Here is an 18,727-nt window from a genome sequence, read left to right on the forward strand (position 1 = left end):
AAAATAAAGACCCGCATCGCTGCGCGTCTTTATTCTGATGGTGCTTCAAATGAAAGCCTGCCGAATTTTTCCGTACGGATGTCCCGAATGATGACTTCCGTTGTTTTATCATAGTCAACCATTCCGCCGCCCATCAAACAGCCGCGTTTTTCACCGATCGCGTCGAAAAGAGCGGCGATATCCTCAGGGATTTCCTGAAGTCCGTAGCGCTCCTTCAAACGGTCGGGATAATGCTCTTCCAGAAAGCGCAGCCCGAAAACAGCCACATCCTGCAGGTTGATAATCGTATCTTTAATCGCCCCGGTGATCGCCAGGCGCAAGCCGACAAGCTCATCTTCAAATTTAGGCCATAAAATTCCCGGTGTATCGAGCAGCTCTAATTCCTTGCCTACCTTTACCCACTGCTGTGAAGTGGTAATGCCGGGCCTGTCTCCCGTCTTGGCAATGTTTTTTTTGGCCAGCCGGTTAATGAGCGTAGACTTGCCGACATTCGGAATGCCGATGATTAATGCGCGGATTGCTCTCGGCCTAATGCCTTTTGCTTTCATTTTATCGAACTTATCCTTCAACAGCTCTTTCGAGGACGGCACGATTTGATGCAGTCCCTGCCCGTTAACGGAGTTTATTGAAAGAGAGGGAATGCCCTGTTCCTGAAAGTGGTCCTTCCACTGGGCAGTCACAGCCGCATCCGCCTTATCGGCTTTATTTAAAAGCATAATGCGCGGCTTATTTTTTAAAATCTCCTCAATCATCGGATTTCTCGATGACATCGGGATTCTCGCATCCACCAATTCGTATACGATATCAATTAATTTCAGTTTTTCTGTTACTTCCCGTCTCGCTTTAGCCATATGGCCCGGGAACCATTGAATGGTCATGTGACTTCGACACCTGCCTTATTTACCGGAACCGGATGTTCCGATGATCTCTTATGTATTTTACGTTGCTTGTTCCGCTTTTACAAATTTCATATAAAAAAAGAGCCTGTTACGGGTAACAAGCTCTTTTCGTTCGTTATCATTATCGTCTGATTTCTTTAATACGAGCCGCTTTTCCGCGAAGTTCACGCAGGTAGTAAAGCTTAGCGCGACGTACTTTACCGTAACGTACAACTTCGATTTTCGCGATTTTTGGTGTGTGTACAGGGAATGTACGTTCAACGCCAACACCGTAAGAAATCTTACGAACTGTGAACGTTTCGCTGATTCCACCACCACGACGCTTGATCACAACACCTTCGAAGATCTGGATACGCTCACGGTTACCCTCAACAACTTTTACGTGTACACGTAAAGTGTCACCAGGACGGAACGCAGGAAGATCAGTGCGAAGCTGTTCTTTTGTGATATCTTGAATTAGTTTTTGCATCGTTTTCAACTCCTTCCAACAGATGCTCTTGGCCACAACTGCAAGGCACAGCGGAACATCGTTTTCAAGCTTCTGAAGGATAAGCCTCCTTAAGCCACAAGTAGTATCTTATCATATCTTCATCACCTGCGCAATAGAATCTATTCGTTTTCCCACTCGGAAATCCATTTTCTTTGCTCATCAGTGAGAGGATAGTTTTCAAGAAGATCCGGACGTCTTAAAAAGGTTCTTCTGATTGATTCTTTATTGCGCCATTCTTGTATTTTGGCATGGTTGCCGGACAGAAGGGTCTCAGGCACTTTTAAGCCTTTATAATCTGCTGGCCTCGTATAGTGCGGATGCTCTAAAAGCCCCGTGCTGAAGGAATCCTCCACGTGGGATGCTTCTTTTCCGAGGACGCCCGGCAAAAGCCTGACAACGCTGTCGGCAATCATCATGGCAGGGAGCTCTCCCCCGGTCAGCACAAAATCCCCGATGGAGATTTCATCAGTGACAAGATGTTCCCGGATCCGTTCATCATACCCTTCATAATGTCCGCAAATAAACATGAGATGTTCCTCTTCCGCCAGCTCCTCGGCTTTCTTCTGCGTATAACGCTCACCTTGCGGGCAGACGAGAATAATGCGCGGCTTGGCGTCCGTACCGGCTGTCAGCTTTTCAACCGCATCAAATACGGGCTGCGGCTTTAACACCATCCCGGCTCCCCCGCCGTACGGGTAATCATCAACCGTTTGGTGTTTATTATCCGAAAAAGCCCGGAAATTGATGACGTCAAAACGGACAGCCTCTTTTTCCTGTGCTTTTTGCAGAATGGATGAGCCGAGCACCCCTTGAAACATTTCGGGAAACAGTGTTAAAAAGTCGATTTTCATTCGTCTATTAACCCTTCCATTACATGAATCTTAATTTTCTTCTCATTTATATTAATATCCTTTACCACAGAAGCAATATACGGAATGAGCGCATCTTTTTTGCCTTTTCTTGCAACCACCCATACGTCATTAGCCCCGGGCGTCAAGATTTCCTTCACTGTGCCGATCAGTTCCCCGTCTTCTGACACAACCTCGCAGCCGATGATTTCATGAAAATAAAATTCATCTTCTTCAAGCTCTCCCAAGTCTTCTTCAGGGACTTTGATCACCATGTTTCTTAAGTGTTCGACTTCATTGAGACTCGGCATTTCTTTGAATTGCAGCAGGTGAAACTGTTTGTGAAGCCTGTGGGCGCTGACCGTTACTTTGATTGGCTCCGCAGCCCCTTCCGCAAACAAATAGAGCGTATTGCCGGGCTTGTACCGTTCTTCGGCAAAGTCCGTTTTAGAAATGACCCGCACTTCGCCTTTAATGCCGTGGGTATTTACAATTTTGCCTACATTAAACCATCTGTTTGTCATATTATCACCTCGGGCGGATTTCAATTACTACCCCGTCTTTTATGACGATGGTATTTGCCGCTGTTTTTTCATGCCAGTTATCACCGACATTGATTGAAAGCAGCGCATCGATCTCCTTTTCCTTCACTTCGCTTCCAAGCGGGAGCGACTCTGTCTGGCTTATTTGGAAATCGATCATTTTGATTTTGTCTTGTCTTTTTTCAATGGCTTTTTTAAAAGATTCCGCTACATCGCGATTCTGCTGATCTTTTTCATGTTTTCTAAGCTGAAAATAGAGCTGGCTGCATTCTCGTTCAAGCGTTTGCTTTTTTTCTGCAAAAGAGGCCAAAAGCTTTTCCTTGCTTTGCTCGGTCAGAACCTGCATAACGGTTACCCTGTGAATAATCTGCATAGGACCAGACTCCCCACTCTTCCAACATATTTCTGTTCATTTGCCTTTTTTACGTGTAAAAAAAGGGGAGGTGCCGGCCCTCTCCCTTTTTCAGTCAAATATTTCAAATTGAACTTTCTTAGAAGACTGTGCGCCAGCTGCAAAAACGACGGTTCGAATCGCTCTTGCAGTCCGGCCTTGCTTTCCGATAATCTTACCGGTATCTGACTTATTGACAGATAAGCGCAGCGCAATCTTTTGATCAGTCTCTTCCTTTGTGACCGTTATGTCTTCCGGATGGTCGACAAGCGGAGCCACAATGCTGACAATCAAATCTTCCAAGTTCTGATCAGTCATTACTTGCCTTGTTTAGCGTTGTGGAATTTTTCCATAATTCCTTGGCTTGAGAACAAGTTGCGGACTGTATCAGAAGGTTTAGCTCCTGTTTGAAGCCATTTAAGAGCAAGCTCTTCGTTGATTTTCACTTCAGCCGGCTTTGCAACCGGGTTGTATGTGCCGACTGTTTCGATGAAACGGCCGTCACGCGGTGAACGAGAATCTGCTACAACAATACGATAGAAAGGAGATTTTTTTGCTCCCATACGTTTTAAACGAATTTTTACTGCCATTTTACTAGCACCTCCGAAAATATTTCAACAAGATAGTATATTAACAATGATAAAAGTGTTTGTAAAGTGTTTTTTCTTAACAACGGTTTTATCATGTATAACCGATTACATAAAAGGTAATTTAAAGCCTTTTTTCTTCCCTTTTGACATGTTGGTCATCTGCTTCATCATTTTTTTCATTTCCTCAAACTGCTTTAAAAGACGGTTGACTTCCTGAACGGATGTTCCGCTTCCTTTGGCAATCCGCTTCCGCCGGCTGGCGTTAATAATATCCGGCTGTTCTTTTTCAAGAACAGTCATTGATTTAATGATCGCTTCCACATGATTCAGCTGTTTTTCATCGACTTGGATGTTTTTTAAGCCTTTCATTTTGCCTGCGCCGGGCATCATTTGCAGCAGTTCGTCAAGAGGCCCCATGTTTCGGACCTGGCCGAGCTGCTCCAGAAAATCATCCAATGTGAAGCTCATCGTTCTCATTTTCTGCTCAAGCTCTTTGGCTTTGTCTTCATCAACGGTCGCCTGAGCTTTTTCAATCAGCGTCAGCACGTCACCCATTCCGAGAATCCGGGATGCCATCCGTTCAGGATGGAACGCTTCAAGAGCATCGAGCTTTTCTCCCATTCCGGCGAATTTAATCGGCGTTTCGGTGACCGCGCGGATAGAAAGCGCCGCACCTCCGCGGGTATCCCCGTCAAGCTTTGTTAAAATGACGCCCGTTAAACCGAGCTGGTCATTAAAGCTTTTGGCGACGTTTACCGCATCCTGACCGGTCATTGAGTCGACGACAAGGAAAATTTCCTCAGGATTTGCGACTTCCTTTACACCGGAGAGCTCATCCATCAGTTCATGATCGATGTGCAGCCGTCCGGCGGTATCTAAAATCACATAATCATGATGCTCTTCCTTCGCTTTTTCAATCGCCTGTCTGGCAATTTCCACCGGGCTGACCTGATCGCCAAGCGAAAAGACCGGCATATCAAGCTGTTTCCCCAGTGTTTCCAGCTGTTTAATCGCGGCGGGGCGGTAAATATCCGCAGCCACGAGCAGCGGTTTGCGGTTATGTTTTTTGCGCAGCAGGTTGGCAAGCTTCCCCGTGGTTGTCGTTTTACCGGCACCTTGGAGCCCGACCATCATAATAACGGTCGGCGGGCGTTTGGCGGCGGCAATTTTGCTTTCTTCGCCGCCCATCAGCTCGGTAAGCTCTTCTTTTACGACTTTAATAACCTGCTGACCGGGTGTCAGACTCTGCATGACGTCCTGCCCGACAGCCCGTTCACTTACTTTTTTCACAAAATCCTTTACGACTTTAAAGTTAACGTCAGCCTCAAGAAGCGCAAGACGGACTTCACGCATCATCTCTTTTACGTCTTGTTCGCTGACTTTTCCTTTTCCGCGGATTTTTGAAATCGTCTTTTGCAGTCGGTCGGCTAATCCTTCAAATGCCATTGTTTGCCGCCTCCTAATCTAATTTCTCAAGCGCTTCAATCAGAGCCGTCATTTTTTCCTCTTCCTGCAAGCCGGAAGCAAGCTCTTTCAGCTTTGTAAACATTTCTTTACGCTCCTGAAACTTTTTAAAAAGGAGCAGTTTTTCTTCATATTGTTCAAGCATCGCTTCAGTCCGTTTGATGTTATCGTAAACGGCTTGCCTTGAAACGTCATACTCTTCGGCTATTTCACCAAGGGAGAAATCGTCCAGATAATAAAGCGACATATAGCTCTTTTGTTTTGACGTCAGCAACGACTGATAGAAGTCAAACAAATAGTTCATTCTCGTCGTTTTTTCGAGCGACATTTGAGCTCTCCCCTTTGTTAAGTCAAATCCCTTTACAAAAACTTAGTTTACATGGTTTCAGAGCGTGTGTCAAGTTTTTATCTTGTCAAAGAATGATGCTCTTTTTACATAATAAGTTTTCAAAAAAATTCATACAGACCGTCGTTAAAATACTCGAATTCTTGTTTTGATACACGATAGCGGCAATAACCTTCGTAAAAAGCATTGAGGCATGCTTCATTTGTGACAAAACGACTGATCGCTAATGATTCATCATATCGCGGATCTCCCGCCGATATTCCCGCAGCATCGATAAACAGATAGACCTCTCCGTCTTTCACCAGCACATTATCAGTCGTGCAGTCACCGTGAATCATTGTCTGCTGAACAGGAACAGGCCTGTACCTGTCCAATTCCTTCAAAAGCTCTGCACTTCCTTCAGCCTGCCCTTTTTTGACATATTCCCCGGCTCGTTTGATTTGCAGATCGAGCCAGTCTGTTTCCGGCTGTAAACCAGAGACCATTTCGGTTTCATGCAGCCGTTGCAGAAACCGGCCGAAACTTTTGATCAGCTTTTTCTTTTCAGTATCCCCTTTTGCTTTTCTTAAAGCCGAAGTCAGGGTGATTCCATCCTCAAATGACATGATGATATGGCTGGCATGCTGTTCCTGTATCATCCCATAATAAACAGGAACAGGCAGACGACGAGTTTCCGTCAGTTTTTGTAAAACGAAGGCTTCTCTCATTAACCATTCCCGATACTTCTGTTGAAAAGAACTTTTCAGCAGAAATGCGTCTTGACCGGTCACTATTTTTCGAACGGTTGAAGTGCCTCCCTGTTCACCCAACAGCGACATATGGTTTATCGCGCCGATCTTACTTTCCAATTCAGCTTTCAGCCATTTGTCCAACAATTGCCCCCTCCATTCCGATCTATCAATGCGTATAAAAAAACGAGTATAAAACCGTCCATTTTATACTCGTTTTTTATTCATTAATCCTCGGCTTTTTCAACTAAATCAGAAAAGAGACCGTATACGTAAGATTCTGCATCAAATCGCTGGAGATCGTCAACCTTTTCTCCGAGGCCGACCAGTTTCACGGGGATGTGAAGCTCATTGCGGATCGCCAGGACGATACCGCCTTTTGCGGTGCCGTCAAGCTTCGTTAACGCGATACCCGTCACATTCGTCGCTTTGGAGAATTCTTTCGCCTGCGCCATCGCATTCTGGCCTGTCGTCGCGTCCAGCGCAAGGAGAACCTCATGCGGAGCCTCAGGCACTTCGCGTTCGATGACGCGTTTGACTTTTTCAAGCTCTTTCATTAAGTTTACTTTATTCTGAAGGCGGCCGGCCGTATCACAAATCAGCACATCCGCTCCTCTTGCTTTAGCCGCGTGTACGGCATCATAAATAACCGCCGCAGGGTCGCTTCCGGCAGCCTGCTTAATGACAGGCACGCCTGTACGCTCCCCCCACACTTCAAGCTGTTCAATCGCCCCGGCTCTGAAGGTGTCTCCGGCAGCGAGCACAACGGATTTGCCTTCATTCTTCAGCTTATGGGCAAGTTTTCCGATCGTTGTCGTTTTTCCGACGCCGTTTACCCCGACAAGCAGAATAACGTTCAGGCGCCCGTCCTGAATATTTAATTCAGAAATCTGTTCGTCGCCGCTGTTATAAATGTCGACAAGCTTTTCAGAAATGACGGACTGCACTTCCTGAGGATCCTGGATGTTTTTCAGCTTCACTTCTTTTTTGAGCTCATCAATCAGCTCCATGACGGTTGTAAAACCGACGTCAGCGCCAATCAGCACTTCCTCAAGCTCCTCGAAGAAATCCTCGTCGACTTTCCGGTAGCGGGAGACGAGTTCGTTCACTTTATTCGAGAAGGAATTTCTTGTTTTTTCAAGACCATCTTTAAATTTTTCAGAGACGGAGTCTGTCTGTTTCGTGATTTTCTCTTTTAATTTTTTAAAAAAGCTCATCTTTCAACCTCTTTCCTCGTTACTGAACGAATTCTTTTGTTTCTTCCAGTTTGACCGAAACCATTCGGGAAACGCCGGATTCCTGCATCGTTACACCGTAGAGGACATCCGCTTCTTCCATGGTGCCTTTTCTGTGGGTGATGACGATAAACTGGCTGTCGCTGCTGTATTTTTTTAAATATTGCGCAAACCTGAATACATTGGCTTCATCAAGCGCAGCTTCCACTTCATCAAGGACGCAGAACGGCACGGGCCTTACTTTCAGAATGGAGAATAAAAGGGCAATGGCAGTCAGCGCCCGTTCTCCCCCTGACAAAAGATTTAAGTTTTGCAGTTTTTTGCCCGGAGGCTGCGCGATAATGTCCACCCCGGAGTTAAGAAGATCATTCGGATCAGTCAGCTTCAGTTCAGCCCGCCCTCCTCCGAATAAAGAACGGAACACGTCGTTGAATTGAGAACGGATCTGGATAAACGTTTCATGGAAACGCTTCGTCATTTCAGAATCCATTTCTTCAATGACTTGAAACAGTGTGTTTTTCGCTTCCGTCAGGTCATTTTTCTGCTCTGTTAAAAACTGGTACCGTTCGTTTACTCTTTCAAATTCATCGATGCTGCCGAGATTGACCGTTCCGAGCTCTTCAATTGAGAGCTTGATCAGTTTGACCCGTTTTCTCGCCTCTTCAGGCTCGATTTCAAGCTGATATTGTTCTTTAGCCCCTTCAAAGGATAAGCTGTATTCCTCGCGTAAATACTGCAAGAGATTATCAAGCTCAACTTCCATCCGGCCGAGTTTTACCTCTTCATCTTTCAGAATTTCTGTTTTTTGCTTGTAGAGACGCTTCATCTCTTTCAGCTCAAGTTCGTTCGTATCAAGCGCCCTCTGAAGCTTCACACGCTGGTCGCGCCGGCTGGCGATCAATTCGATTGTTCTCGTTTTATCGTGAAGCTTATGATGGGCTGCTTCTTCAAGCTGCTCCTCACCGCTTGTGCTGGACGTCATTTCTGAGGTCAGGAGGCTTAAATCTTCCCGTGTTTCTTTCAGAGCGAGCTGCGTTTCCTCAAGCTCTTTTTTCAGCCTTTTGAGGTTGTCTTCTTCACTCGAGCACGCCTGTTCTTTTTTCGCAGCGGCCACTTTACATTCCGTCAGTTCATGAGAGAGCGTTTCTTTTGTTGAGGATAGGGTCTGCTTTTGTTTTGTCAGCCTTTCCATCTCTTCCTCAAGCTCTTTCAGCTGGCCGGATGCCTCACTCAGCTGTTCTTCCAGAGCTGATTTGCGCGTCTCTTTTTCCCGGCTGCTTTCCGTCAGTGATGCTTTCTCCTGATCGTAAAGCTCCAGATGGGTATTGATGTTCTTTTCAGCGACTTCAAGTTCATACAGCCTGCCTTTTACATCCTGCTGCTTTGTTCTGAAAGCTTCACCGTCTTCACGGAGACCGCTCAGCGTATGTTCAAGCTCTTGAATGGCCTGCTTCAGCGTTTTGACCTCTTTTTCGAGCAGAGCTGTTTTTTCTTCCATTTCGGCAAGCCGCGCAGTCACCGTCTCAAGCTCACGGCTTCTGCCGAGCAGAGAATTGTTTTTCTTTTTGACCGCGCCGCCTGTCATTGATCCGCCTGGATTGACGACATCGCCCTCAAGCGTCACGATGCGGTAGCGGTGCCCGAGAAGCTTGGCCAGTTCATTCGCGCCTTTTAAATCTTCAGTGATCAGCACGGTGCCGAGAAGGTTTTGAATAACATTCCGATATGCCGCATCATATGTGACAAGCCCGCTCGCTGTGCCGAGGAAAGACGGATGCTTTGAAGCCGTCTGTTCATCACGGGTTTGGAGCTGGCGCGGTTTCATAACCGTAAGCGGCAGGAACGTCGCGCGGCCGAAGGAATTCTGTTTTAAATATTGAATCGCTTTCCGCGCCGCCTGCTCATCGTCTGTGACAACGTGCTGCGCCGCTGCGCCGAGTGCAATCTCGATCGCCGTCTCATATTTTTGTTCGGTGGCAATCAGTTCGAGAACGGCGCCGCGGATGCCGCCGAGCTGCTCTTTCTGCTTCAGCACTTCTTTTACGCCTTGGTAAAATCCTGAAAAATCGCCTTGCATCGTTTCAAGCATATCTTTTTTGGATCTGGCCTGCTGGACGAATTGATATGCCTGATACAGCGCTGATTCTTTCTTTTCATACTGGCGTTTTTTCTGTTCATATGCTGTCTGGACTTCGCGAAAGCGGACGACCTGATTGTGAATATCCTCTTCAACGGCGGCCAATTCCTCTTCGCACGCCGCTTTGCGGACTGCAATATCGTTACGTTCTTCAAGATATTTTTCATTGTTTGCGGTCAGTCTCGCCTGCTGGACCGCAGATTGGGACATCTGGTCATCTAAAAGCTGCAGCTCGTTGCGAATCGACGCCTGACTGTTTAACAATTCAAAGTAATCGCTTTTTAATTGTTCGATTTTCTCTTCTACATTTTCATTATGCAGACTGAGAGCCTGCTGCTTTTCTTTCACCTGGGCGTTTAACCGCTTCACTTCCGCACGAAGTTTATCATAGACGGCAGACTGCTTTTCAATGTCCGCTTTCAGTTCGGCTTCTTTGTTCGTGTAATGTGTAACGGATTCCTCTAGCTGTTCCCGGTTTTGCGCGGCGTTTTTTTTTACGCTCTTTCAGCACTTCTTTCCGGCCTTCCAGCTTTTCCAGCTCTTCACTTGTCACGAGCAGAACCTGCTGCAGTTCGTTGATGGATTCATCAAGCGCGTGGATTTTATCTCTCGTCTCTTCTATCATCGCTTCTTTTGCGGACAGAGCCGATGATTCCGCCAATTCTTCTTCTTTAGCAGCCTGCACCTTGTCTTTTAAACCCGACCATCTGCCATGCAGTTGTTCGATGTCAAAGGCGGTAAGGGCGATTTCGACATGCTCAAGCTCTTTCTTTTTTTTCTAAGTAGTCTTTGGCGATTGATGCCTGGATTTTCAGCGGTTCGACCTGATCTTCAAGCTCGTGGAGAATATCTTCCACCCTGTTTAAGTTATCCTGCGTCTCAAACAGTTTATTTTCCGCTTTTTTCTTTCGTGTTTTATATTTCAGCACGCCGGCCGCTTCTTCAAAAATACTGCGGCGGTCTTCCGCTTTGCTGCTGAGAATCTCTTCGACTTTCCCCTGACTGATAATAGAGAATGCTTCTTTTCCAAGCCCGGAGTCCATAAATAAGTCAATGATGTCTTTCAGGCGGCACTGCTGATTGTTGATGAGAAATTCACTTTCTCCGGAACGGTACACCCGTCTCGTCACGCTGACTTCATGATAATCGATCGGGAGAAATTGATCTTCATTATCAAGCGTTAACGTGACTTCGGCAAGGTTCAGCCGCTTGCGCGAATCACTTCCCGCAAAAATGATATCTTCCATTTTTCCGCCCCGAAGCGAGCGGGCTGATTGTTCGCCGAGCACCCAGCGGATGGCTTCGGTAATGTTGCTCTTTCCGCTGCCGTTCGGACCGACAACGGCCGTGACGCCTTTTACAAAGTCAACGGATATCCGTTCTGCAAATGATTTAAATCCTATAACGTCTAAACGTTTGAGGAACATCCCAGATCCTCCTTATCGTATAAGTATCTCAATATTATCATAATCACCCGCTTATATCAGGCGCAGACATACTGAAATCCCCCTAGGGATACAGGGGGATTTTATTGTTTCGTATGATGTTTTTGCAATTTTGCAAGAGCTTCCTGTGCCGCATGCTGCTCGGCTTCTTTTTTGGAACGTCCGTTCCCGATACCGAGCGCCTCACCTTTAAGAGAGACCAGCGCCTCGAATTCCCGGTTGTGGGCAGGCCCTTTTTCATTGAGAATTTTGTACTCAAGCGATCCTTTTCCGTCCCGCTGTACAAATTCTTGAAGCTGGCTTTTGAAATCCATCACATGAGAAAAAGCACCATCGTTTATTTTAGGGAACACGTACTCTTTCAGGAATTGCTGAACCGGCTCAAGGCCCTGATCCAGATACAGTGCGCCGATAAACGCTTCAAACACATCCGCTAAAAGCGCAGGACGCTTTCTGCCGCCCGTCATTTCTTCTCCTTTTCCCAAGAGAACAAGATCGCCGAATGACAATTCGTGGGCAAGTGAGACGAGTGACGGCTCGCATACGATAGCGGCTCTCAGCTTCGTCAAATCTCCTTCACTCATGGCCGGATATTTGGCAAATAAGAATTGGGAGATCGTCAGTTCCAAAACAGCGTCACCTAAAAATTCAAGCCTTTCGTTGTCTTCATACGGCTTTTTCCGATGCTCATTCACATAAGATGAATGTGTAAATGCTTGATACAAAAGTTTCTCGTTTTGAAAATGAACCGAAATCCGTTCTTGGAACTCTTTAAATTGCTCTATTTTTTTATAGAACTTTTTTTTATCTTTAAAATGTGAGTGTTTTGACATAGTAACCTCCATAGGCACATCAGGTTCACCGCGCTCCCCGCCGTAAACGGAATCGGCAGCGCGTACAGCGTCAGACGCCGGTAACCGAACGATTAAAGGGCTAAAGCCCCGCTGTCAGGCGGGACTTTTAGCATCAGCTTATTGCTGGTTTTGTATGTAGTTCACAGCGTCGCCGACTGTTGCGATCTTTTCAGCATCTTCGTCAGAAATCTCCATATCAAACTCGTCTTCAAGTTCCATAACAAGCTCAACTACATCTAGGGAATCAGCACCTAAGTCTTCCTTGAAAGAAGCTTCAAGTTTGACGTCAGCTTCATCAACGCCAAGGCGGTCTACGATGATTTTCGTTACACGCTCTAATGTATCTGCCATAGCAATTCACCTCCCCTCAAGTATTATAGAGGATTCGTTTTTAAAAAACTAGAGAAACTAGGATGAAATTTTAAAAACAAATCTTTACATCACCATTCCGCCGTCAATATGAAGGGTTTGGCCCGTCATATAACGCGATCCTTCAGAAGCAAGGAACGTAACAACGCTGCTGATATCGGAAGGATCACCGAAACGCGCGAGCGGAATCTGCTTCAGCATTTCATCTTGGACTTCTTTAGAAAGCTTGTCCGTCATATCCGTGGAAATAAAGCCCGGAGCAATGGCATTGACCGTAATATTTCGGCTCGCAAGCTCTTTGGCTGATGACTTCGTTAAGCCGATCACACCGGCTTTTGCCGCCACATAGTTTGCCTGGCCGGGGTTTCCGCTGACGCCGACGATTGATGATACGTTGATAATCCGGCCGGAGCGCTGTTTCATCATCTGTCTTGTAACGGCTTTCGTGCAGTTGAATACACCTTTTAAGTTAATGTTAATGACATCATCCCATTCATTTTCTTTCATTCTCATCAGAAGATTGTCTTTTGTGATCCCCGCATTGTTCACGAGAATGTCGATTGAAGAAAATGCAGTGACAGCCTCTTTCATCATGTTTTGTACTTCTTCGGAATTTGATACATCGGCTTTTACGGCGATCGCGTTTCGGCCCAAAGATTTGATCTCATCTACGACTTCGTTCGCTTTCGCTTCATTCCCGGAGTAGTTGACTACTACATTACAGCCGTTTTTCGCAAGATCAAGCGCGATCGCCCGACCGATTCCGCGGGACGCTCCCGTTACCACTGCTGTTTTTTCATTAAGCATCCTGATTCTCCTCCTTCAGCGTTTGAATCGCCAGTTCGATGGTTTCATGGTCAGAAACCGAGATTGTTTTAAGGCGGCGGTTCACTTTTTTCACAAGGCCTGAAAGCACTTTTCCGGGCCCGATTTCAACAAACGTCGTGACGCCTTCGTCAATCAGTTTGTTAATGGTTTCTTCAAAGCGAACAGGCGAATACAGCTGTTCGATCAGTTTTTTCTTGATATCGTCTTTTTCTGTCATAACGTCAGCCGAAACGTTTGAAATCACGGGAACAGCCGCATTTTTCAACTCACAGGCGCTGAGCACCTCCTCGAGTTTTTGCGCTGCCGGCTTCATTAATTCAGAATGGAACGGTCCGCTTACTTCTAATGGGATCGCCCGTTTTGCTCCGTTGTTTTTCGCTTCCTCTGAAGCCAGCTCCACGCCTTTTGCCGTTCCGGAAATGACGATCTGGCCGGGGCAGTTCAGGTTTGCAAGCTGTACGAGATGACCGTTTTCCGTCACTTGATCCGTCACCTTTTTCAAGGACTCCGCATCCATTCCGAGAATAGCTGCCATGGCGCCTTCTCCGGCCGGCACGGCTTCATTCATGAATTCTCCCCGTTTTCTTACCGTGTAAACGGCATCTTTAAATGTCATCGCTCCCGCCGCAACAAGCGCCGAATATTCTCCGAGGCTGTGGCCGGCGGTGAAATCAGGGGTGATGCCTGATTCTTTAAACTTTTCCAATACGGCGATGCTCGTTGTCAACAGCGCGGGCTGCGCATTGTATGTAAGGGTCAATTCTTCAGCGTCACCTTCAAAAATGAGCGAGCTCAGCTTTGTTTCAAGCGTTTCATCCGCTTCATCAAAAATACGTTTTGACGCTTCTTCGCGTTCGTACAGGTCTTTTCCCATACCGATATATTGTGATCCCTGTCCGGGAAATAAAAATGCAATCTTACTCATGATGCGGTAACCTCCAGACTACTCATCTGTTTTTTCTTCTTTTACTTCTTCTTCTATAAATGCGGCCACGTTTTGGCTGACCATTTCTCTCGCCTGGCGCAGCGCATGGTAAACAGCGCGTGCGTCAGAAGAGCCGTGTGCTTTAACGACGGGCGCTTTCAAACCGAAAAGACTCGCCCCGCCGTACTCAGAATAGTCCATTTTCAGTTTCATTTCCATCAGCTTCGGCTTCAGCACTCCCGCTGCGAGCTTAGAAACAAAACTTGAAGTCAGTGTATCTTTCAGCATTTTGAAAATCGATAACGCTGAACCTTCCAATGTTTTCAACGTGACGTTGCCCGTAAAGCCGTCTGTGACGATGACGTCAGCAGCGCCTTCGAGCAAGTCTCTCGCCTCAACGTTTCCGACAAAATTCACGTTTGTTTCTTTTAATAATTCAAACGTCTTTTTTGTCAGGTCGTTTCCTTTCTTTTCTTCCGTGCCGACATTTAACAAGCCGACGCGGGGCGAGCTGATTCCGAGAACCTGCCGGGCATATACAGATCCCATAATTCCGTACTGGACGAGATGCTCCGGTTTGGCATCGACATTGGCTCCCACGTCCAAAAGAAGGAAACCGTCGCCTGAAACGGTCGGAAGCGTCGGCGCAAGCGCAGGCCGGTCGATTCCTTTAATTCTGCCGACAATAAACAGTCCCGCTGTCATGAGTGCGCCTGTATTCCCCGCTGAGATGCAGGCGTCCGCTCTGTTTTCAGCCACTTCCTGCGCCATCAGCACCATAGAAGAGTTTTTCTTTCTGCGTACGGCGCGGACCGGTTCATCCGTCGGTTCAATCACTTCATCGGCGTGCAACACAGTGATGCGGTCTGATGTTGTTGGCAAGTGTGATTCTATTGTTGTCTTGTCACCGACCAGCGTAATATGAAGATCGTCAAATGCCTCAATACTCTTCATTACTCCGTCAATAACAGCTTTGGGTGCGTTGTCGCCTCCCATTGCATCTACAGCTATTCTCATGCATGCTCCACCTTTATGATTGTTTTGAACGGTACATGTCAAAGCTGCCGGAGAACACGACTTCTTCTCCCACATAGCTGTTGACTTCAACTACCGTTCTGCCTTTTTCTTTTTCGACTGCCGTCACTTTGGCTTTCGCAACGACGCGCTCGCCTTCTTTCACCTGTCTTGTAAAGCGGATATTTGCGCTTGCGGTCAGCGCCAGCTCATCATCAATGACGGCTACGGCGAGTGAGTTCGCCTGCGCAAACAAATGATGCCCCCGCGCAATTTGATTGCGGCTGAAGACATGTTCGCGTCTTACTTCTAATATGGAAATGGCCTGGCCGTCAAGCTCCAGATCAATGATTTCACCGATCACTTCGTCTAAAGACAATGATTTCACTTCATCATCAAGCGTTTGTTCTGCCACGTTTTTAATTCTTTCCCTCAGCTCCGGTATTGAGAGCTCTAAGCGGTCTAAACGGATCGTCTGAATGCTGACGCCGAATTTCCCCGCTAATTCTTCATCTGTGATGAAGGGTGTCGATTTGATCGTCTGCTGCAATAATTTTTGGCGTTCTTTCTTGCTTCTTCTCATCTGTAAACACCATCCGGACAATTAAGACTAGGTACTAATAGTAGTATATAATCTCATAGATTGGAATGCAATGATTGTTTTTTGAAAGCCGCCGAATTTTACAGAATCAGCTTAATTTCTCCCCTTCTAGGACGCCGCTTGAAAGTAATTGACCGCGCAGCATGCGGTATTCGTCATCTTTCCAAAAAGCCTCTGAAGACACCAGGTTGGCCGCATCCTGGCGGGCCGTTTCCAAAGCTCTGTAGTCATGAACCATATCCGCTACCTTGAACTCGGGCATACCGCTCTGTTTTTTTCCGAAGAAATCACCGGGGCCGCGCAGTTCAAGGTCCTTTTCAGACAGCTCGAAGCCGTCGTTTGTCTCTGACATGATTCTCATCCGTTCCTTCCCGGTTTCGGATTTCGGATCGGCCATCAAGATGCAGAAAGATTGGTGGTCTCCCCGCCCGACCCGGCCGCGGAGCTGATGGAGCTGAGATAATCCGAAACGGTCGGCGTCATAGATGACCATAATCGTCGCATTCGGCACGTTCACCCCGACTTCTACGACGGTTGTTGACACAAGTACCTGACATTGATTGGCGCTGAATTCTCTCATCACCTGATCTTTTTCATCAGAATGGAGCTTCCCGTGCATCAGGCCGACATTCCATTTACCCCGGTATACGTCAGACAGCATGTTATATACGTCAATCGCATTCTGTACATCCAGTTTATCCGACTCTTCAATGAGCGGGCAGATAATATAGGCTTGCCTTCCCTGCTTCAGCTCTTTTTCTATAAAAGCCAAAATCCGCTCCAGCATGTCGTGTTTCACCCAATACGTTTCGATTTGTTTTCGCCCCGCGGGCATTTCATCTATCACGGAAACATCCATTTCTCCGAAGACGGTAATGGCCAACGTTCTCGGTATCGGGGTGGCTGTCATAAACAGCACATCCGGATCCTGACCTTTATTCTTGAGTTTTTTGCGCTGTTCGACCCCGAACCGGTGCTGCTCGTCCGTAATAACAAGACTCAGCGCTTTGAATTCCACTTCATCCTGGATTAAAGCATGGGTCCCTACTAAAATATCAATCTCTCCGAGAGCAAGCCGCTCCAAAAGCTCCCTGCGCCGCTTTCCTTTTACAGAACTCGTCAAAAGCGCGATATTTACATCTTCATTTGCAAACAACGATACGAGAGAATCGGCATGCTGTTCGGCCAGAATTTCAGTCGGCACCATTAATGCCCCCTGATACCCCGACAGAATCGCAGCGTACAAAGCGATGGCGGCGACGGCTGTTTTCCCTGAACCGACATCACCTTGCAGCAGACGGTTCATTCGGTAAGGGGATGTCATATCAGCGGTAATTTCCCGAAGCACGCGCGTCTGTGCGGTCGTGAGCGAAAACGGCAGGCTGTCTGTGAAAGCGGTGAGCTTTTCAGCAGGAAACACATGGCTGATGCCTTTTGACTGTTCCCTTTCCGCTTTACGGAACGCCTGCATTTTCAGCTGAAATAATAAGAATTCCTCATAAACAAACCGGCGTCTTGCCTGCTGTAACGATTCCCTCGTTTCAGGCTGATGCATCGTCTGCAGGGCATGTTTGTAATCAGGCAGCTTATAGCGGATTCTCAATTTTTCAGGAAGCGGATCGGCCGCACTGTCCAAATGATGCTGCAGCGCTTCCTTAATAAACCGTCTCATCATTTTTACGGTGACGTTTTCTTTAACGGAATAAACAGGCTCAATGCTTTTATCTTCTTGATGAGGACCAGTTTTTAATTCCTGCACGGAAACGGTCTGTCTGTGTTTATCCCATTTCCCGGATATCGTGACGACAGAACCTAATGTCAGTTTCTTTTTTAAGTAGGGACGGTTAAAGCAGACCGCGGTAATTAAATAATTGCCGACAAGCACCCTGAATGTCAGCCTGTTTCGTTTTTTGCCGTAATAGGTAAGAGAAGGTTCTGAATGAACCTTCCCTTCTACCGTCACTCTTTCTTCATGTTTTACTTCTTCTAAATCCCTCAGCTCATAGTCGTCATAACGGTAAGGGAAATAATTCAGAAGATCAGAAATGTCATAGATACCAAGTTCGTGCAATGTTTTTTCTGTTTCCGGCCCAATGCCCTTAATTTCCGCTATACTAGTTTGCTGATGGTGTGTCACTTGATTTCAGCGCTCCTCCGAAAATTTTTTTCTCTAATTCTCTTCCCGTCGGTGTCGCAGCTAAACCGCCTTGTCCCGTTTCACGCAGTGCTGTCGGCATCGTCTGGCCGATTTTGTACATCGCGTCAATCACCTCATCGCAAGGAATGCGGCTTGTAATCCCGGCCAGCGCCATATCCGCCGCGATCATCGCGTTGGATGCTCCCATTGCGTTTCGTTTGACACACGGCACTTCTACCAATCCGGCGACCGGGTCACATACGAGACCGAGCATATTTTTCAGTGTAATCGCCATTGCTTCCGCTGATTGCTGAGGCGTTCCGCCCGCCATTTCCACAATCGCAGCCGCTGCCATGCCTGATGCTGACCCGACTTCCGCCTGACAGCCTCCTGCCGCTCCTGAAATACTCGCATTATTTGCTACGACAAAACCGAACGCGCCGGCTGTAAACAGAAAACGGATCATTTGTTCTGTCGTAGGGTTCAGCTTATCCTTTACGGCGAATAACGTTCCCGGCACAACTCCGGCAGAGCCGGCGGTCGGTGTAGCGCAGATCGTTCCCATCGCCGCATTGACTTCATTTGTCGCCACAGCTTTAGAAACGGCGTCTAAAATCAGATTGCCCGACAGGCTTCTTCCCGATTGGATGTATGCCTGAAGTTTCACGGCATCTCCGCCTGTTAAACCGGTCTGACTCGTGACGCCCTTCAGCCCTTTTTCAACAGCTGCTTCCATGACGGAGAGATTGCGCTCCATTCCTTGAAAGATTTCTTCCCGTGTTTTTTGCGTCACTTCCATCTCTTGGGTGATCATCACTTCCGAAATCGGAATTTGTTTTTCTTGAGTGATTTCTATTAATTCTTTTACATTACGAAACATGTCA

19 protein-coding genes and 1 pseudogene are annotated in these 18,727 nt (G+C 47.0%); all 20 read right to left on the bottom strand.

All coding sequences use genetic code 11. The features are described from left to right. Positions 1–29 precede the first annotated feature (29 nt). The 20 genes and pseudogenes from ylqF to sdaAA all read right to left on the bottom strand — a co-directional run bounded on the left by ylqF (position 30) and on the right by sdaAA (position 18,723). The gene (gene ylqF, locus MJQ52_RS03050; RefSeq protein ID WP_070081818.1) at positions 30–878 is read right to left on the bottom strand and encodes a ribosome biogenesis GTPase YlqF; all 849 of its coding nucleotides are present in this window, start codon (positions 876–878) and stop codon (positions 30–32) included. Between the two features lie 142 nt (positions 879–1,020). Then, positions 1,021–1,368 (bottom strand): 50S ribosomal protein L19, encoded by a 348-nt coding sequence (rplS, locus tag MJQ52_RS03055; protein WP_003154288.1) that lies wholly within the window; start codon positions 1,366–1,368, stop codon positions 1,021–1,023. A gap of 140 nt (positions 1,369–1,508) precedes the next feature. Beyond that, a complete protein-coding gene (gene trmD / locus MJQ52_RS03060; RefSeq protein ID WP_003154289.1) occupies positions 1,509–2,240 on the bottom strand; it encodes a tRNA (guanosine(37)-N1)-methyltransferase TrmD in 732 nt (243 codons plus the stop codon). Further along, positions 2,237–2,761 (bottom strand): ribosome maturation factor RimM, encoded by a 525-nt coding sequence (gene rimM / locus MJQ52_RS03065; RefSeq protein ID WP_003154290.1) that lies wholly within the window; start codon positions 2,759–2,761, stop codon positions 2,237–2,239. Before rimM ends, trmD begins: the two co-directional genes overlap by 4 nt. Positions 2,762–2,765: 4 nt before the next feature. Further along, complete coding sequence (locus tag MJQ52_RS03070) at positions 2,766–3,152, bottom strand: YlqD family protein (protein WP_094246943.1); 387 nt, start codon at positions 3,150–3,152, stop codon at positions 2,766–2,768. A gap of 90 nt (positions 3,153–3,242) precedes the next feature. After that, entirely contained in the window at positions 3,243–3,488 is a 246-nt protein-coding gene (locus MJQ52_RS03075; protein WP_007611392.1) for a KH domain-containing protein, read from the bottom strand. Then, the gene (rpsP, locus tag MJQ52_RS03080; RefSeq protein WP_003154296.1) at positions 3,488–3,760 is read right to left on the bottom strand and encodes a 30S ribosomal protein S16; all 273 of its coding nucleotides are present in this window, start codon (positions 3,758–3,760) and stop codon (positions 3,488–3,490) included. The genes MJQ52_RS03075 and rpsP overlap by 1 nt, the downstream gene beginning before the upstream one ends. A gap of 105 nt (positions 3,761–3,865) precedes the next feature. Further along, positions 3,866–5,206, bottom strand: coding sequence for a signal recognition particle protein (gene ffh / locus MJQ52_RS03085; protein WP_003154298.1), 1,341 nt, complete (start codon positions 5,204–5,206; stop codon positions 3,866–3,868). Positions 5,207–5,219: 13 nt separating this feature from the next. Then, complete coding sequence (locus MJQ52_RS03090; protein WP_003154299.1) at positions 5,220–5,552, bottom strand: putative DNA-binding protein; 333 nt, start codon at positions 5,550–5,552, stop codon at positions 5,220–5,222. Positions 5,553–5,671: 119 nt separating this feature from the next. Further along, positions 5,672–6,442 (bottom strand): phosphotransferase family protein, encoded by a 771-nt coding sequence (locus tag MJQ52_RS03095; RefSeq protein ID WP_434181855.1) that lies wholly within the window; start codon positions 6,440–6,442, stop codon positions 5,672–5,674. Between the two features lie 83 nt (positions 6,443–6,525). Next, positions 6,526–7,515, bottom strand: a complete 990-nt coding sequence (gene ftsY, locus MJQ52_RS03100) for a signal recognition particle-docking protein FtsY (RefSeq protein WP_003154301.1) — start codon at positions 7,513–7,515, stop codon at positions 6,526–6,528. A 19-nt stretch (positions 7,516–7,534) separates the two neighbouring features. Further along, positions 7,535–11,097 (bottom strand): annotated as a pseudogene (gene smc / locus MJQ52_RS03105) (chromosome segregation protein SMC). Positions 11,098–11,198: 101 nt separating this feature from the next. Continuing rightward, on the bottom strand, positions 11,199–11,948 hold the full coding sequence (gene rncS, locus MJQ52_RS03110; protein WP_003154303.1) for a ribonuclease III: 750 nt from the start codon (positions 11,946–11,948) through the stop codon (positions 11,199–11,201). Positions 11,949–12,086: 138 nt separating this feature from the next. After that, positions 12,087–12,320: an acyl carrier protein gene (acpP, locus tag MJQ52_RS03115; protein WP_003154310.1), complete on the bottom strand. Its 234-nt coding sequence runs from the start codon at positions 12,318–12,320 to the stop codon at positions 12,087–12,089. Between the two features lie 84 nt (positions 12,321–12,404). Continuing rightward, the gene (gene fabG, locus MJQ52_RS03120; protein WP_094246944.1) at positions 12,405–13,145 is read right to left on the bottom strand and encodes a 3-oxoacyl-[acyl-carrier-protein] reductase; all 741 of its coding nucleotides are present in this window, start codon (positions 13,143–13,145) and stop codon (positions 12,405–12,407) included. Continuing rightward, the gene (fabD, locus tag MJQ52_RS03125; protein WP_003154316.1) at positions 13,138–14,091 is read right to left on the bottom strand and encodes an ACP S-malonyltransferase; all 954 of its coding nucleotides are present in this window, start codon (positions 14,089–14,091) and stop codon (positions 13,138–13,140) included. Before fabD ends, fabG begins: the two co-directional genes overlap by 8 nt. An 18-nt stretch (positions 14,092–14,109) precedes the next feature. Then, positions 14,110–15,108, bottom strand: a complete 999-nt coding sequence (gene plsX, locus MJQ52_RS03130) for a phosphate acyltransferase PlsX (RefSeq protein WP_007409758.1) — start codon at positions 15,106–15,108, stop codon at positions 14,110–14,112. A 13-nt stretch (positions 15,109–15,121) separates the two neighbouring features. Further along, entirely contained in the window at positions 15,122–15,688 is a 567-nt protein-coding gene (gene fapR, locus MJQ52_RS03135) for a transcription factor FapR (protein ID WP_003154320.1), read from the bottom strand. A gap of 106 nt (positions 15,689–15,794) precedes the next feature. Then, positions 15,795–17,843 (bottom strand): ATP-dependent DNA helicase RecG, encoded by a 2,049-nt coding sequence (gene recG / locus MJQ52_RS03140; protein WP_094246945.1) that lies wholly within the window; start codon positions 17,841–17,843, stop codon positions 15,795–15,797. After that, positions 17,821–18,723, bottom strand: coding sequence for an L-serine ammonia-lyase, iron-sulfur-dependent, subunit alpha (gene sdaAA / locus MJQ52_RS03145; RefSeq protein WP_094246946.1), 903 nt, complete (start codon positions 18,721–18,723; stop codon positions 17,821–17,823). The genes recG and sdaAA overlap by 23 nt, the downstream gene beginning before the upstream one ends. Positions 18,724–18,727: the final 4 nt, after the last annotated feature.

Source organism: Bacillus sp. jun7 (genome assembly GCF_051034795.1).
GTDB lineage: Bacteria > Bacillota > Bacilli > Bacillales > Bacillaceae > Bacillus > Bacillus velezensis.